This window comes from Streptomyces sp. NPDC020490, assembly GCF_044335305.1.
GTDB lineage: Bacteria > Actinomycetota > Actinomycetes > Streptomycetales > Streptomycetaceae > Streptomyces.
The window spans coordinates 121,776-136,584 of the sequence record NZ_JBIRUY010000028.1 but is presented as its reverse complement, the minus strand read 5'-3'; the positions used below and the strand labels follow the sequence as shown (position 1 = coordinate 136,584).

The following is a 14,809-nucleotide window of genomic DNA, read 5'->3' as shown; positions in this document are numbered from 1 at the left end:
CGCCGCGATCTGGCACAACAACGCAACCAACGCACCGATCACCCGGTCACTGATCGCCTATGACCACTGACCGGAGATCGGACTTACTCGTCTAGCGTGCGGCGGGCGCGCGGGAAGTCCTGCAGTTGTCGGCTCAGCAGTTCGAGGGCGGGGTCGAGCGAGCGGGCCGGTACGTCGCGGGCCGCGAGGATGTCGGCCGTCCAGGTCAGGAACCGGCGGAAGGCGTCCGGGTCGTCGACGTAGAGCGCGACGGCCAGATGGTCGAGGATGTGGGCGATGTCCTCGGCGGTGCGCTGCCGCTGCCGGTCGGTGTAGTCGCGCAGCGGCGGGAAGCGGTCCTCGAGCTGCGCGAGCGTCTCCTTCACCAGCTGCTGCCGGTTGCCGACCACCATGGTGTACTCCTGGTCGGCCAGGTGGGGCAGGCAGTCCACCGGCTGGTCGACGGCTCCGTCGCCGGTCCGGGTCAGGCCGCGTTCCAGGACGGCGGCGCCCTCGCGGGCGTCGGGCGCCCAGGCGTCGGCGCCCAGGGCGCGGGCGTACCGCCCGTCGGGTCCGAAGGCCGTGCCGCCCGCGATCACCGGCACCCCGGCCGCCTGGCAGGCCGTGACGGCGGCGTGGGCCGTGGGCAGGTTGCTGAAGAAGGTGGACGACAGCGCGACGGCCCGGGGGCCCGTCTGGTGCAGGTGGGCGACGAGGTGCGGGGTCGGCACGTGCGCGCCGAGGAAGTCGACCCGCCAGCCGCGCAGGCGCAGCACCTCCGCCAGCAGCCGGGCGGGCAGCGCGTGCCACTCCCCGTCCACGCAGGCGACGGTGACGCGGGGGCCGCCGGGTCCGGCGGGTTCGGCGGCGCGGTGGCCGGGGTGGTGAGCGAGGACGGCGATGACCCGCTCGTGGATGGCGGTGGCGGCGTGTTCCCGGGCCACGGTGAGCCGGTTCGCCGCCCATTCGGCGCCCACCCGGGCCTGGACGACCGCGATCACGTCCAGCAGCGCGGTCTCGGTGTCCATCCCGGAGTCGACGGCGTCGAGGACGGCGGCGGACGCCCGGTACTCGTCTCCGGCGCGGACGGCCTCCCACAGGCGCTCTCGGACGTCCTCGAGCCGGTGGTGCCCCCGCGGGGCGTCGTGGAGGTGAAGGGTCATGCGGTGTACCTGCCCCGAGTACGGCCGTGTACCGCGCTGAGGTGGGCGTGGTGCGGCGCGGTCACGGCCACCAGGGCCATGTCGTCGTACCGCCCGTGCCCCACCCACTGCTCGGCCAGCATCCGCACGTGCGAGACGGCCGCCTCGGCGGGCATGCCCGCGCAGTGGGCCAGGGCCTCCTCGATGCGCTCGGTGCCGAACATCTCGTCGCCCAGCGGGCCGCCGCGCGCCTCCGTGACGCCGTCCGTGAACAGCAGGCACGTCTCGCCGGGGGACAGCTCCACATGGGCGGTGACGGAGGTGATGTCCGGGAAGACGCCCACCAGCGTCCCCCGGGTGTCCACCTTCTCCACGCTGCCGTCGTCCCGCACGATCAGCGGGGGCGGGTGCCCGGCGCTGGTGACGCGCAGGTGCACGTTCCGGCCGCGGCGGGCGACGGAGACCAGCAGCAGGGTGGCGAACCGGGTGTGGTGGGAGTTGATCAGGGCGCCGTTGAGCAGGTCGAGCAGCCTCTGGTGATCGCCGGCCAGCGGCAGCAGGGCCTGCACCGTGTTGCGGATCTTGCCGGTGAGGACGGCCGCCTCCAGGCCCTTGCCGCACACGTCGCCCAGGACCACCAGCGTCTCCTGATCGGCGTCCGCGCCCGGATGGACGTCGTAGAAGTCGCCGCCGACGTGTTCGCTCTCCAGGGACGGCCGGTAGGACCCCGCGAACTCCACGCCGTGCACCTCGCGCAGCGGCGGCGGCAGCAGCTCCCGCATCAGGGTGGAGGTGATGGCGGCCTGCTCCGCGTACATGCGGGCCGCCGACATCGCCGCTCCGGCACGGGCCGCGAACAGCCGGGCGAAGACCTCCTCGCTCTCGGAGAAGGCGCGGTCCTCGCGGGAGCGCAGCAGCACCAGCGCGCCGGCCGGGACGCCGTGGCCGGGCAGCGGGGTGACGACCGCCGAGCCGACGTCCCCGGGAAAGCCGTCGGGGACGACCCAGCCGGGGATGGCGGCGGGGTCGATCCAGCGCGACGGCACCGGCGGGAAGCCGCGCAGCGCCTCGCCGAGGCCCGGGACCTCGGCGGGCCGCGCCTCCACCAGCCGGTGGACCGGGCGGTCGCCGGAGCGGCAGTGCGTGACGGGGAACCTGCGTCCTCGGGGCGGGGCGACGACGACGGCCGCCTCCGCGAGGTGTTCGGCGGCCAGGGAGGCGGTGACCTCCATGCAGCGTTCCAGGTTCAGTGAGGCGAGCAGCGCGCTGGAGGCGCCGGCCAGGAAGGCGGTGCGTTCGCGCTCGCTGTCGAGCGCGGCCTCGGCCTGGCGGCGGTCGGTGTCCTCCAGCAGCCACCAGGTCACGTTGCCGTCCGCGGTGCGGCTGCCGTGGGCCGCGAACGTACGGTCGCCGAGGCTGCCGTGCTCCGCCTGCGGCCGGGCCGTGCCACGGGCGGCGGCGGTGGGGGGAAGCACGATCCGTTCGTGGGCGTCGGCGATCCACGCCGGGACCACGTCTCTGAGAGGCGCGCCGCGCACCGCGTCCGGGAGCAGCGCGGCGGCCGCGGGGTTCAGGCCGAGTACGTCGCCGCGGGGGCCGGCGACCAGCACGGGGCACGGTGCGGCGCCCCAGGCGGCGTCGGGGGCGAGGCAGGGGCCGCTCGGGTCGGTGGGGGCATACCGGGGTGTGTCCAAAGCAAGGCACGCTTCCGCGCGCCCACCGCCTTCCGGAAGGAGAAACTGTTTCCTCCTGGCAACTCTCTCGCGCCGGGCACCGCGAGGGCAAGGGGACCGAGGGTGAGCTACCGCATGCCGGTTCCCTTCCGCCGGACCGGCGGGCGGCTCGTGCGCGGGGTGTGCGCGGGGTCTGCATGGGGTGCCGATTCGGGGGTAAACGCCGAGGCGCGGCGCGCACGGCGCGTCGCAGGTGAGGGGCATGACGCGGTCACGCGCACCCGGTCGCGCAACGCCGCCCGAGCCGGTGTGCATCGCGTCAGCCCATAGGGGTAACCAGCCCTGGCCGTCATATTCGTTGGAGGTACACGTGTCCATCGCCCAGAATCCCTTGTCCGTCGACGTCAGCCTGCCCCGGACGGACGTCGCCCTGCTCGCGGTCAAGGGTTACTTGGACATCGACACCGCGACGGAGTTCCAGCATCATCTGGCCAATCAGCTGCACCACGGCCGACGCCATTTCCTGCTCGATCTCTCCGACGTGCCGTTCATGGACTCCTCGGGGATGAACATCATCCTGCGTGTGTACCAGGAGGCCCGTGAGCTGCCCGGAAGCGTGCACATCATCTCGCCGACGCCCGCCGTGCGGCGCATCCTGGACCTGACGGGAGTGAGCATCACGGTGCCGGTGTCGGAGAGCGTCGAGGAGGCGCTCGACCGCGTCGACGGGCACGACGGGACACCCGGCGAGGAAGGCCTCTGAGCGGGATCCGGAGGGGGCCGTGGAGCTGCGAGCAACCGGAGAGGGATCGAGGACGCGCCGGCCGGGAACGACCGTCCGGGCCCGCCGCCGCGGGCCGGGCAGCGCCTCCGCGGCGGGCCGGGCACGTCCGGCCGCGGCGGGAGGTCAGGCCGTGCGGGCGGCCGGCTCGCCGTCGCCGTGTATCTGGGCCGCCGCGGCCACGCAGAAGGCCTCAAGACCCTGCTGCAGCGCCGAACGCTGGGCGGCCGGCATCTGCTCCAGCACGGAGAGCAGGGCGCCTTCACGCCGGGCCCGCAGGTCGGCCAGGTACGCCCGCCCCCGGCGGCTGAGGTACAGCCGCAGCTCCCGCCGGCTCGTGACGGAAGCCCTGCGCTCCATGAAGCCCACGGCCTGCAGCCGGTCGCACAGCCGGCTGGTCGACGGGGGCGTGGAGCCCAGCGCGTCGGCGAGCGTGCGCAGGTTGATGCCCTCATTGTGTTCGAGGATGAACAGGACACGCAGCTGCGAGGCGGAGACCGGCGCCGTCGAGGCACGACCCCACAGGACCTCGAGCAGCTCCGCGGCCTTCGAGGTCACGCACGCCGCCGCCTCCTGGGGCCGTGGGCGCTGGTACGAGGACGTCACCCCGCCACTCTCGCAGGCTTCGCGATCCCTGTCAGCCCGCCCCCTCGCCCGGCCCGGCGGCGCGGAGGCGGACCACAACGGACAGCGGTGGCCGCCGCGGCCCCTCCGACGCGGCGCCGCTCCCCCGCACGGAATGGTGTGACCGACGACGTGAACAGATTCGTGGCCGCCGAGCGGGCCCTGCGCCGCGCGGCTCCGCATCAGCTGCCGGACGCCGTCCACGAGGTGCTGCGCAGTCAGTACGGCGCGGACGCCGTGGAGTTCCTCATGGCCGACTACGGGCTGACCGTGCTCCAGCCGGTGACCCCCGCGGCGGGCCGCCAGGAGCCGCTGCCCGTGCACAGCAGTCCCGCCGGGCGCGCCTTCGGCTCGCAGGAGCCGTTCGCCGAGGAGCGCGGCGACGGCCGGGTGCGCCTCCACCTTCCGGTCAGCGTGCGCGGCGACCGCCTCGGTGTGCTGTCCGTCACCATGGACCGCGCGGCCTGGGACCGGGCCGACGTCCCGGAGCTGGCCGAGGTGGCGCAGGTCCTCGGCCACGAGGTGGTGGTGGCCGAGCGCGACACCGACATGTACCAGCGGGCCCGCCGGACCGACCGGCTCACGCTCGCCGCGGAGATGCAGTGGCAGCTGCTGCCCGCCCGGTCCTGCTCGCAGCCGGAGTACGCCCTCGGCGCCCAGCTGGAACCCGCCTACGCGATCTTCGGCGACAACTTCGACTGGTCCGCCGGCGCGGACCGCCTGCTGCTGTACATCACCAACGGCATGGGCCAGGGGATCGGGGCGTCCCTGCTGACCAACCTCGGCATCAACGCGCTGCGCAACGCGCGGCGCGCCGGCATCCCCATCGCCGACCAGGCCGCCCTGGCCGACCAGGCGATCTACGCCCAGTACCGGGGCGACGCCTACCTGTCCGTGCTGCTGCTGGACCTCGAACTGTCCACCGGCCGGATGCAGGTCGTGGACGCGGGTTCGCCGCGGATGCTGCGGCTGCGCGACCGGACCGTCTCCGCCGTCGACTTCGAGGCGCAGCTGCCGCTGGGCATGTTCGAGGAGACCGACTACGCGGCCCAGGAGTTCCGGCTGCGGCCGGGCGACCGGCTCGTCTTCGTCAGCGACGGGGTCCACGCGGTGGCCGCTCCGGGCGGCGAGCGCTACGGCGAGCACGCCCTGAGCCGGGCCGTCACGGCCACCCGCCTGCTGCCGGCGGCCGATGTCCCGGCCGCGGTCATCAGGGAGCTCAGCGGCCACCGCGGCTCCCCCGAGCCGGAAGACGACGCGCTGGTGGCCTGCCTGGACTGGTTCGGAGCGCGGCAGACGGCCTGACCGTCGGGCGGAATGTCGTTTTCTTCCGCTCCTGGGCGGTGCTTTCCCCGGCGCCGGCGGGCATCGTGGAGGCCGACGCGTCGGTCTGCCCGTCGTGCCCGGCTGGCGGAACGGCCCGATGCGCGGTGGGATCGAATGGGGTGCCCGCACAGATCCAGGGCAGGCGAAGGGCGTCGGACACAGACCGCCTGGAGCCGCAGAAAGGGATGAACACCGTGACACGACCCAGGATCCTGGTGGTCGGCGCAGGTTTCGCCGGTGTGGAGTGTGTACGCCGCCTGGAACGGAAACTCGCGCCCGGCGAGGCCGACGTCACCCTGGTGACACCGGTCGCCTACCAGCTCTATCTGCCGCTGCTGCCCCAGGTCGCCTCCGGCGTGCTGACCCCCCAGTCGATCGCCGTGTCGCTGCGCCGCAGCAAGAGGTACCGCACCCGGATCATCCCGGGCGGCGCCATCGGCGTGGACCTCGAGGCCAAGGTCTGCGTCATCCGCACCATCACCGACCGGACGGTCGACGAGCCGTACGACTACATCGTGCTGGCGCCCGGCAGCGTCACCCGCACCTTCGACATCCCCGGGCTCACCGAGCACGCCTTCGGCATGAAGACCCTCGCGGAGGCGGCCTACATCCGCGACCACGTCATCTCCCAGCTCGACCTGGCCGACGCCAGCGGGGACCCGGCCGAGCGCGCGTCGCGGCTGCAGTTCGTGGTAGTCGGCGCCGGGTACGCCGGCACCGAGACCGCCGCCTGCCTGCAGCGCCTCACCCACGCCGCGGCCAAGCGCTACCCCCGCATCGACCCGGCGCTGATCAAGTGGCATCTGATCGACATCGCCCCGAAGCTGATGCCGGAGCTGGGCGAGAAGCTGGGCCGCAGCGCGCAGGAGATCCTGCGCCGGCGCGGCATCGAGGTCTCGCTGGGCGTCTCCATCGCCAAGGCGGGCACGGAGGAGGTCACCTTCACCGACGGCCGGGTGGTGCCCACCCGCACCCTGATCTGGACCGCCGGCGTGGTGGCGAGCCCGCTCATCGCCACGCTCGGCGCGGAGACGGTGCGCGGGCGGCTCGCGGTCACCGCGCGGATGTGCCTGCCCGGCCACGACGGCGTCTTCGCCCTGGGCGACGCCGCCGCGGTGCCCGACGAGGTCAAGGGCCACCCGGAGGCGATCTGCCCGCCCACCGCGCAGCACGCCACCCGCCAGGGCAAGCGGGTCGCCGACAACGTCATCGCGGCGCTGCGGGGCCGGCCGATGCAGCCGTACGCCCACCAGGACCTCGGTCTCGTCGTCGACCTCGGCGGCCACGACGCAGTCGCCAAGCCGCTCGGCCTCGAGCTGCACGGACTGCCCGCCCAGTTCGCCGCCCGCGGCTACCACTGGTGGGCGATGCGCACCAACGTCGCCAAGGTCCGGGTGGCGACGAACTGGACCCTCAACGCCGTCGCCGGCGACGACTTCGTGCGCACCGGCTTCCAGGCCCGCAAGCCCGCCAAGCTGAAGGACTTCGAGTACACCGACTCCTACCTGACGCCGGAGCAGGTGCGCGCGCACGTCGAGGCCGCCGGGCACAGGGGGACGTGAGGGCCGCGGTCCCGGCATGCCATGCTGGGGCCCGGATCTTGACGTGAGGCGGGAGTGAGTACGGCGGCGTGAGGGAAGCGGGAGGGTCGGTCCGGGCACGGCTGCGGGATCTCGTCGCTGCGTGGGACCCGGGACTGCTGCGCCTGACCGCGGGCCTGCGCACGGTGGGCGCCATCGCGCTGACCGTGGCCGTGCTCGCCCTGCTGCGGGCCGACGTGCCGCATCTGGTCGCGGGGGCCGTCGCGGCGATGGTCTTCACCTTCGCCATCCGGGAGAAGCAGCGCGCGCGGCAGGCGGTCACGCTCGCCCTCGGGCTGCCGGTGGCACTGGCCTCCCTGACGCTGGCGTCGCTGCTGCACGCCCGGGTGGTCGCCGGCGACATCGTCTTCGTCGTGCTCATCTTCTGCGCCGTCTACGGCCGCCGGTACGGCGACCGGGGCACCACGCTGGGCCTGATCGGCTTCCAGATGTACTTCCTGTCGCTCTTCGTCGGCGCCACCCCGCACATGCTGCCCCAGCTGTACGGCGTGGTCGCCGTCGCCGTCACCAGCAGCGCCCTGGTGCGTTTCGTCCTCGTGCCGGAGACGCCGGCGGCCGTCCTCGACCGGCTGCGCGACGCCTTCCGGGCCCGGCTGGCCCGGTTGGTGTCGGCTCAGCTGGAGCTGCTGGACGCCGGCAGCGACGAGATCGACAAGGCGCTGGCTGACGTCCGGGCGGGCACCGCGCGCCTGCACGAGACGGCCCTGATGATCCAGGGCCGGCTCGAGGAGGGCACCGCCGACGAGTCCGTGGCGCGGCTGGTGCAGCGCCGGGTGGCGGACGCCGAGATCGCCGCCGAGCGCCTCGGCCTGCTGCTGCTGACCGCGCGCAGCGCCGAGCGGGCGAACACGCTCACCCTGCACCTGCCCGGCGCGCCCGCGCCGCCGGGCGGCCCGATGCCGGTACGGGACGAGGCGACCGCCGCGCTGCGCCGGGACCTGGGGGCGCTGCGGCTGCTGGTGCTGCGGCCCACCGCGGCCGGCGGCGCCGGGGTGGCGCACGTCCGCAACCGGCTGCTGGGCTACCGGGACGGGGAGCACCTGCCGAAGGCGCCGCCCGCCGTCCAGGACGTCTTCCGCGGCATCGGCGAGGCGGCCCGCGCGGTGCTGGGGCTGCGGGTCGCGCTCGACGGGCCGCAGGACGAGTCGGACGACAGCCCCTCCACGACCCGCTCCCGGGAGGAGCTGGACGCGGAGAACGCGGCGATCGACGCGGCCGAGGAGCCGTCCGGCCGGGAGCCGGAGGGGCTGCGCCGGCCGACCACCCGGGCCGCCGTGCAGGTCGCGGTGGGGTCGTCGCTGGCCATCGTCGGCGGGGAGTTCCTCTCCAGCCAGCGCTGGTACTGGGCGGTGCTGACCTGCTGGATCGTGTTCATCAACACCGCCTCCACGGGCGAGATCCTGGTCAAGGGCTACCGGCGGCTGGTGGGCACGGTGCTCGGCGTGGTGGCCGGTCTGCTGCTGGCGGGGCTGGTGGGCCACCACACCTGGACGGCGTTCGCGCTGGTGCTGGTGTGCGTCTTCGCGATGTTCTACACGGCGCCGCTGTCGTACACGCTGATGTCGTTCTTCGTCACGGCGGCCCTCGGACTGCTGTACACGCTGCTGCACACCTACAGCCTGTCGGTGCTGGTGCTGCGGGTGGAGGAGACGGCGCTCGGCGCGGCCTGCGGGATCATCGCGGCGGCGTTCGTGCTGCCGGTGCACACCGACCGCCGTACCAACGACCTGCTGGTGGCCGCCCTGGAGCGGCTCGCGGAGGTCACCGGGTCGGCCGTGGACCAGCTCAGCGGCGGGCCGCCGGCCGACCTGCTCGACCAGGCCCGCGAGCTGGACCGGGCGCTGGCCGACCTGCGGGCGGCGACCCAGCCGCTCACCCACCGCGGCACGCCGATGCGGGGCCGGCGCGACACCGCCCGCTATGTGGTCGCGCTCCTGGAGACCTGCGCCTACCACGCCCGCTCGCTGGCCGCGACGGCCGAGCTGCTGCCCACCCACCCCTCGATCGCGGCGGACCCCAGGCTGCGCCGGGCGGGGCAGCGCATCCTGGCCAACATCGCGACGATCTCCGCGCACGTGACGGACGAGCGGGCCGCGGGGCGGGTCACGACGGGGCCGACCATCGCCTCCCTGCTGGAGCCGGACGTGCCCGGCACCCCGCGCTACGGACGCGTCACCGACCGGGTGCTCCGGCACCTGCAGCGGCTCGACGAGGCGGTCCTGGGCCTGGCCCGGCCGTTGAAGGTGCCGGTGGCCGCGCCGGGGCGCTGACCGGCTCCGGAACCGGCGGCGGTGAACGGCCGCGGAGCTCCGAGGCCGGCGGGGCCCGCCTCAGAAGTCGGTGGGCAGTCCGCTCGCCTCCGCGATGCCGCGCAGTTCCTCGTTCTCGTGGTGCCGCTGCCGGATGTAGTCGGCGATCTCGCCGAGCCGGACCGGATCGGCGGCGGTGTCCGCGTCGGTGACCACCCTGATCGGGCCGGTCTCCGCCATGTCGATCTCCACGACCTCGTTGTCGAGGCGGCCGGTGACGGCGGTGGCGATGACCAGGGCGGCCTCGTCGCGGACCTCCTGCGACACGCCCTGGGTCCGCTCCGCGTCGAGCGCGAAGTCGAGCGTGGGCAGGCGTTCCTCCTCGATCGCCCGCAGGACGGGTTCGACGAGGCTGAGCACGGCCCGGTAGTCCTCGGTGTCCATCCGGGTCCGCAGGAGGCCCAGGTAGACGTCGACGGGCCGGCCTTCGGGCGGCAGCTCGGATTCGTTCATGGGATTCGGGTTCCCTTCTCGCGGCCGCTCAGACGCGGCGCCAGCGGGCCATGGCGAAGGAGAACACCCCGAACAGGACGAGGCCGCCGGCCACGCAGGCGAGCAGCCACGGTCCGAGCGGGGTGTGGGCGAAGGAGCGCAGCGTGTCGTCCAGCCCCTTGGCCCTGTCGGGCCGGTAGTCGACGGCCGCGCGCACCGCGAAGGCGCCGGCCGCAGCGAACACCAGACCGCGGGCCGCGCCGCCCGCGACGCCCGTCACGTCCGTCAGCCGCCGGGCCCAGGGGGCCATCGTCGCGAGCTTGAGCTGCTTGCGGTACTTGCGGCGCAGGGCCTGGGCGCCGATCCACACGCCCCCCACGGCGACCCCGGCTCCGACGGCGCCGACGATCCACTGTCCGGCCGGCAGGTCGAGGCCCCTCGCGGTGACGTCGCGGGACTGCCGGTCGCTCGATCTGCCGCCGGAGTCGCCGTGCGGGCTCGCCGCGAAGTTCAGCACGGACCAGGCGACGAAGGCGTAGAAGACGCACCGGACGGCGGCCAGCAGCCGCTTGCGGGCCTTGCGCCCGTCCGGCCCGGCCGGGCCGAACAGCGCCTCCGACAGCCGCCACAGCGCCATGCCGGCCAGTCCGACGCCCAGCGCCCACAGCAGGACGGCGCCGAAGTGCTGCCGCGCGAGTTCGGCGAGCGCGCCGCCGCGGTCGGCCTGCCGGTGTTCGTCCTCGCCGAAGGCGATCTGCAGCGCGATCAGTCCGACCAGGAAATAGATGACGCCCCGCGCGGTGAGTCCGGCGCGGGCGGCGCTCTCCGTCAGCGAGCCGCGAACCGCTCGTTCGGCTTCGTACCGGCCGGTGCGGGCCATGGCAGTCGGGTTCATGTGGACCTCCCGGGATGCGGATGCCCCGGCTGCGCCCGGGCACGCCCGTCCGAGGGCGGTCATGCCGGTCATGCCGGTCAGGACCGCCGGATGCGCCTGCCGCGGTGCACCCGGCCGAGGACGTGCAGGTGTTCCAGGGCGTCCAGGACGACGGTGCGGTCGTGCCAGGCGAGCCAGCGGCCGGCCTCGGCGCCCATCACGTCCAGGGCCTTGAGCTGTGTCCCGGTGAGGCCCTCGACGGGACGGTCGAAGTGGGCGGAGACCATGCCCAGGCAGAGGCCCGAATCGGTGGTCAGCGGCGTGCTGTGGCAGGCCCTGCTGCCGGCCGCGAGGATGGCCTCGCGGGCCGGCTCGGTGAAGACCGGGTACGTCTCCACGTCCCGGACGGTGATCTGGGTGACGTCCCGGGCGGCCTCGGCGCAGGACGTGCCGTCCTCCCCGACGTACCCGAAGAAGTCGACGAAGTCCGCGCTCAGGCCGGTGTGCTTCTCGATGCGCAGGCCGCCCATGGCCCGGTCGACCACCTGTACGTTGCCCATGTCGGTGCCGGCCACGGCGAGCGCCTGGCTGAGCACGGCGCTCAGGACGGCGCCGCGGTTCCCGGCTCCCGTGCGGCGCGCCTCCGGGAAGCGCAGCGCCGGTTCCGGCGAGCGGGAGCGCCGCGGGAACCAGAAGTCCGCGCCGGGGTCGGGGCGGGGTGCCGCCAGCAGGGTGTCCGCGAGCGTGCGCAGCCTGATGTTGTAGCGCTGGGAGGCGCGCTGCATGAGCGCGAACGCGCTCTCCCCGTCGGGCAGGGCGTAGCGTTCCTGGAGGATTCCCTGGACCTGGGAGATCATCGGCCGGACGCGGAGCCTGGCGCGCACGTCGCGCAGCTCGGCGCGCAGCCGCTCCAGTTCCTCGTGCCCCGCGGCGCGGTCCGCCGCCTCGTGTCCCGTCTCCGTCACGCGGTTGCCTCGTCTTCGTCACGCGGTTGCCTCGTCTCCGGTCAGCCGTCCGTCCGCGCCCGCGTACCGGGACCGCGTGGCGACTGCGGCATCACTGTCCGGATCGTTCAGGAACACGGGGCCGGTGTCCACCCGAGCCCCGGGGACACGGGCGATGATCATTCGGCCAACGGTACCGCGGTGGGCCGGGGCCGGGTCTCGGCCGCCAGCAGGCGCCGGGCGGCTTCCAGGGCGTGTCTCACGTCCCGGGTGCCGGTGGACACGCAGAGGGTGTAGGCGACGTCCTGGGCCCGCCGGTCCGGGCGGCCGGTGCCGGTCCGGGTCTCCTCGGCGAGCAGGGCCTCGTACTCGTCGACGAGCTTGCGCAGGACGGTGGGGTGCGGGACGAGCATCGTCGGGTTTCCTCTTTCACCAGGGGAACGGGGAGGGGAGGCGGCGGCCCTCGGGGCCGTGGCCGGGCCGCCGGGGTCGCGGGGTGCCGGGGTGCCGCTCACGCCGCGGGCCGCTGTCCGGCGCTCCGCCCGCGCGCCCGCCGTTGTCCCAGCACCTCTTCGCGCACCTGGGCGCAGCTGCGGCTGATGAGACGGGAGACGTGCATCTGGGAGATGCCGAGCTGGTCGGCGATGCGGCTTTGTGTCATGTCCTCGAAGAAGCGCATGTAGAGGATGGTGCGCTCGCGCTCGGGCAGGCGGCGCAGGCCTTCCTTTGCGGACTCGCGGTCGATCACGACGTCGTAGGAGCCGTCGGGACCGCCGAGGGTGTCGGCGAGGCTGTAGCCGTCCTCGTCGGCCGACAGCTCGGCGTCCAGCGACAGGGTGCTGAAGCTCTCCAGCGCCTCCAGTCCGGCGGCCACCTCGTCCTCGGTGAGGCCGGTGTGGGCGGCGATGTCGGCGGTGGAGGGCTCGGGGCTGCCCGGCGTCTGGGTCAGCTCGCGGCGGGCCACGCGCACCTTGTTGCGCAGTTCCTGCACCCGGCGGGGCACCCGCAGAGCCCACATCCGGTCGCGGAAGTGGCGCTTGACCTCGCCGGTGATGGTGGGCACGGCGTAGCTCTCGAACGCGCCGCGCTCGGGGTCGAAGCGGTCGATGGCCTTCACCAGACCGAGCGCGGCGACCTGGCGCAGGTCCTCGACCGACTCACCGCGGTCGCGGAATCGGCTCGCGATGCGGTGGGCCATGGGCAGCCAGGACGTGACGAGCCGGTCACGGATGGCATCGCGCTCGGGCCCGTCGTCCAGGGCAGCGAGGCGGGCGAACAGTTCGGCGGTGTCGGGTGCGTCGTCATGACGCCGTGCTGAGGAGGCTTTCGAACGGACGTTCGTGCCGGGACGGTTGGTGTCGGTCAGCATGCGGAATCGCTCCTGAACGGTCGTTTCAGGGAACCGCGGGAACACGCCGCCGCCCGGACGCGCAAGGCACCGGACAGCCGCACGGGCTCCCGCTGGCGCGCCTCCGGTCCGAAGCACGAACCTCCGTCTGCCCTGCGTTCGCGGTGACAAACTCCGCAACGCCGCGAAGTTCACAAAAGCGGAACCAGGGCGGTGATGCATTTGCCTCCCGACGGCAGCCCGGACACACGCACGTCGCGTGCCAGCCGGCAGACGATGGGCCAGCCGCGGCCGCCGAGCCGCCGGCGCCCCTGGGGGTCGAGGGGCTCCGCGACGGCGGGCAGCGCGTCGCTGCGGTCGCTGACCGACACGCGCACGTCGGGACCGACCACGTCGACCCGGAAATCCGTGATGCCGCCACCGTGCAGGATGGCGTTGGTCGTCAGCTCGGAGACGACCAGCAGGGCGTCGGACAGGGCGTCGGCGTCGCACGGCCGGTGCAGGGCGCGGCACCGTTCGGCGACCGCTCGCCGCACTGCTCGGCGCGCTTCGTCCGGTCGGCCGGCCCGCCGCTCCGCGCCGCGGCCGACGCCCGACAGTCCGGGGACGGTGTCGGTCCTGCTCTCGTCGCACATCGCCTGACTCCCTGGGGTTGGGGACGCTGGCACTCTTTTCGGTCAGGACAGGTCTCCACAACCGGCTGACCTCCGCAAGCCATGCCAAACCTCCCCCTCCCGGACATCCACGGCCGGCCATCGAGCGGCTCAGCGGGGGTACGCGGACTTCATGGGCGATGTCGTGCACTCGGACGAACTACTCAGGCGGCTGCAGCGGGCGCGGGCCTGCGCGCGGGAGGAGCACCGGACGTGGCGGACCCGGAGCGACGATCTGACGACGAGCGACCCGCAGGCGGCGCGCGACGCCGCCGTCCGCACCCTGGCCTACGAGACCGTGCTCCGGGTGCTGGACGAGATCCTCACCCCGGGCAGGCACACCGAGCCGCACTGACCCGCCGCACCGGCCCGCTGGAGCGTCGGAGAGTGAAACAGGTCACGTGACCGGCTTTCGGGTACGCATTGTGCCGACGGATGGTTTACGGTTCGCCCATACGTGGTGACGGAGTGGACCCGTACCGTCCTCCGCCGCCACCGTTTGCGGCCCTGGCTGGTTTCCCCCGTCCAGCCAGGGCTTTTTCCTGCGCCGGGACGAGGCCGGCGATTTCCGGCGACAACTGCCGTCCTCCGAGGTGCTCCGCGTCCGCGCAGCGGCTGAAATGGGCATAGGGAAACACCGGAAACCCACGCCGGCGAGGAGCCCCGCCTCATGACCAAAGCGATCAAGCTGCTGACCGTCCTCCCCCCGCCCCAGCGCCAGCGCCTGATGGACCTCGCGCACGAGGTGTCCTTCCCCGAGGACGCCCGGATCTTCGAGGCCGGGGGCCGGGCCGACCGCTTCTGGGTCATCCGCTCGGGCGCGGTCACCCTGGACCAGCGGATCAACGCGCTGCAGCGGGTGACCGTGGCGAGCCTCGGCACGGGCGATCTGCTCGGCTGGTCCTGGCTGTTCCCGCCGTACCGATGGGACTTCGGCGCCCAGGCCTTCAGCCCGGTGCGCGCCTACGAGTTCGACGCGGCCGCGGTGCTGCGGCTGTGCGAGGAGGATCCGCGACTCGGGCTGATCCTGGTGCGCGGCGTCGCCGAGATCCTCGCGCACCGGCTGGAGACGACCCGGGTCAAGCTCATGGAGTACGCGACCCACCGCCGCAGCCCGCTGTAG

Annotated in this window: 15 protein-coding genes; 6 read left to right on the top strand and 9 right to left on the bottom strand. The window is 73.8% G+C overall.

Annotated features, from left to right (window positions below; translation table 11 throughout):
• Positions 1–83: 83 nt before the first annotated feature.
• Positions 84–1,142 carry a cobalamin-dependent protein gene (locus ACH4ZX_RS27080; RefSeq protein ID WP_398277855.1) on the bottom strand — a complete coding sequence of 353 codons (1,059 nt, stop codon included), beginning with the start codon at positions 1,140–1,142 and terminating at the stop codon, positions 84–86.
• Positions 1,139–2,815, bottom strand: coding sequence for a PP2C family protein-serine/threonine phosphatase (locus ACH4ZX_RS27075; protein WP_398277852.1), 1,677 nt, complete (start codon positions 2,813–2,815; stop codon positions 1,139–1,141). The genes ACH4ZX_RS27080 and ACH4ZX_RS27075 overlap by 4 nt, the downstream gene beginning before the upstream one ends.
• Before the next feature lie 349 nt (positions 2,816–3,164).
• Between ACH4ZX_RS27075 and ACH4ZX_RS27070 the strand changes: the two genes are divergently transcribed.
• Positions 3,165–3,557 (top strand): STAS domain-containing protein, encoded by a 393-nt coding sequence (locus ACH4ZX_RS27070; RefSeq protein ID WP_398277849.1) that lies wholly within the window; start codon positions 3,165–3,167, stop codon positions 3,555–3,557.
• Positions 3,558–3,701: 144 nt separating this feature from the next.
• Here ACH4ZX_RS27070 and ACH4ZX_RS27065 read toward each other — a convergent pair whose 3' ends face one another.
• A complete protein-coding gene (locus ACH4ZX_RS27065) occupies positions 3,702–4,133 on the bottom strand; it encodes a MarR family transcriptional regulator (RefSeq protein ID WP_398277846.1) in 432 nt (143 codons plus the stop codon).
• Positions 4,134–4,331: 198 nt separating this feature from the next.
• Between ACH4ZX_RS27065 and ACH4ZX_RS27060 the strand changes: the two genes are divergently transcribed.
• The 3 genes from ACH4ZX_RS27060 to ACH4ZX_RS27050 all read left to right on the top strand — a co-directional run bounded on the left by ACH4ZX_RS27060 (position 4,332) and on the right by ACH4ZX_RS27050 (position 9,396).
• Positions 4,332–5,504, top strand: a complete 1,173-nt coding sequence (locus ACH4ZX_RS27060; RefSeq protein WP_398277843.1) for a PP2C family protein-serine/threonine phosphatase — start codon at positions 4,332–4,334, stop codon at positions 5,502–5,504.
• A gap of 206 nt (positions 5,505–5,710) precedes the next feature.
• On the top strand, positions 5,711–7,087 hold the full coding sequence (locus ACH4ZX_RS27055) for an NAD(P)/FAD-dependent oxidoreductase (RefSeq protein WP_398277840.1): 1,377 nt from the start codon (positions 5,711–5,713) through the stop codon (positions 7,085–7,087).
• A 68-nt stretch (positions 7,088–7,155) separates the two neighbouring features.
• Positions 7,156–9,396 (top strand): FUSC family protein, encoded by a 2,241-nt coding sequence (locus ACH4ZX_RS27050; protein ID WP_398277837.1) that lies wholly within the window; start codon positions 7,156–7,158, stop codon positions 9,394–9,396.
• 60 nt (positions 9,397–9,456) lie between these two features.
• Here ACH4ZX_RS27050 and ACH4ZX_RS27045 read toward each other — a convergent pair whose 3' ends face one another.
• The 6 genes from ACH4ZX_RS27045 to ACH4ZX_RS27020 form a co-directional block, all read right to left on the bottom strand.
• Positions 9,457–9,888, bottom strand: a complete 432-nt coding sequence (locus tag ACH4ZX_RS27045; protein ID WP_360748303.1) for a hypothetical protein — start codon at positions 9,886–9,888, stop codon at positions 9,457–9,459.
• Positions 9,889–9,916: 28 nt separating this feature from the next.
• Positions 9,917–10,762, bottom strand: coding sequence for a DUF1206 domain-containing protein (locus ACH4ZX_RS27040; RefSeq protein ID WP_398277834.1), 846 nt, complete (start codon positions 10,760–10,762; stop codon positions 9,917–9,919).
• A 77-nt stretch (positions 10,763–10,839) separates the two neighbouring features.
• The gene (locus tag ACH4ZX_RS27035; RefSeq protein WP_398277831.1) at positions 10,840–11,706 is read right to left on the bottom strand and encodes an ANTAR domain-containing protein; all 867 of its coding nucleotides are present in this window, start codon (positions 11,704–11,706) and stop codon (positions 10,840–10,842) included.
• Between the two features lie 158 nt (positions 11,707–11,864).
• A complete protein-coding gene (locus tag ACH4ZX_RS27030; protein WP_360748312.1) occupies positions 11,865–12,098 on the bottom strand; it encodes a DUF5133 domain-containing protein in 234 nt (77 codons plus the stop codon).
• A 98-nt stretch (positions 12,099–12,196) separates the two neighbouring features.
• On the bottom strand, positions 12,197–13,054 hold the full coding sequence (locus ACH4ZX_RS27025; RefSeq protein ID WP_398277827.1) for a SigB/SigF/SigG family RNA polymerase sigma factor: 858 nt from the start codon (positions 13,052–13,054) through the stop codon (positions 12,197–12,199).
• 170 nt (positions 13,055–13,224) lie between these two features.
• Positions 13,225–13,668, bottom strand: coding sequence for an ATP-binding protein (locus ACH4ZX_RS27020; RefSeq protein ID WP_398277824.1), 444 nt, complete (start codon positions 13,666–13,668; stop codon positions 13,225–13,227).
• Between the two features lie 151 nt (positions 13,669–13,819).
• Between ACH4ZX_RS27020 and ACH4ZX_RS27015 the strand changes: the two genes are divergently transcribed.
• The gene (locus tag ACH4ZX_RS27015; protein ID WP_398277821.1) at positions 13,820–14,041 is read left to right on the top strand and encodes a hypothetical protein; all 222 of its coding nucleotides are present in this window, start codon (positions 13,820–13,822) and stop codon (positions 14,039–14,041) included.
• A 315-nt stretch (positions 14,042–14,356) separates the two neighbouring features.
• Complete coding sequence (locus ACH4ZX_RS27010; protein ID WP_398277818.1) at positions 14,357–14,809, top strand: cyclic nucleotide-binding domain-containing protein; 453 nt, start codon at positions 14,357–14,359, stop codon at positions 14,807–14,809.

What these genes read in the sequence shown, in the direction of transcription:
- ACH4ZX_RS27015 (WP_398277821.1), top strand. Translation starts at nt 13,820, where the DNA reads ATGGGCGATGTCGTGCACTCGGACGAACTACTCAGGCGGCTGCAGCGG.
- ACH4ZX_RS27080 (WP_398277855.1), bottom strand. Translation starts at nt 1,142, where the DNA reads ATGACCCTTCACCTCCACGACGCCCCGCGGGGGCACCACCGGCTCGAG.
- ACH4ZX_RS27045 (WP_360748303.1), bottom strand. Translation starts at nt 9,888, where the DNA reads ATGAACGAATCCGAGCTGCCGCCCGAAGGCCGGCCCGTCGACGTCTAC.
- ACH4ZX_RS27020 (WP_398277824.1), bottom strand. Translation starts at nt 13,668, where the DNA reads ATGTGCGACGAGAGCAGGACCGACACCGTCCCCGGACTGTCGGGCGTC.
- ACH4ZX_RS27040 (WP_398277834.1), bottom strand. Translation starts at nt 10,762, where the DNA reads ATGAACCCGACTGCCATGGCCCGCACCGGCCGGTACGAAGCCGAACGA.
- ACH4ZX_RS27010 (WP_398277818.1), top strand. Translation starts at nt 14,357, where the DNA reads ATGACCAAAGCGATCAAGCTGCTGACCGTCCTCCCCCCGCCCCAGCGC.
- ACH4ZX_RS27030 (WP_360748312.1), bottom strand. Translation starts at nt 12,098, where the DNA reads ATGCTCGTCCCGCACCCCACCGTCCTGCGCAAGCTCGTCGACGAGTAC.
- ACH4ZX_RS27025 (WP_398277827.1), bottom strand. Translation starts at nt 13,054, where the DNA reads ATGCTGACCGACACCAACCGTCCCGGCACGAACGTCCGTTCGAAAGCC.
- ACH4ZX_RS27055 (WP_398277840.1), top strand. Translation starts at nt 5,711, where the DNA reads ATGAACACCGTGACACGACCCAGGATCCTGGTGGTCGGCGCAGGTTTC.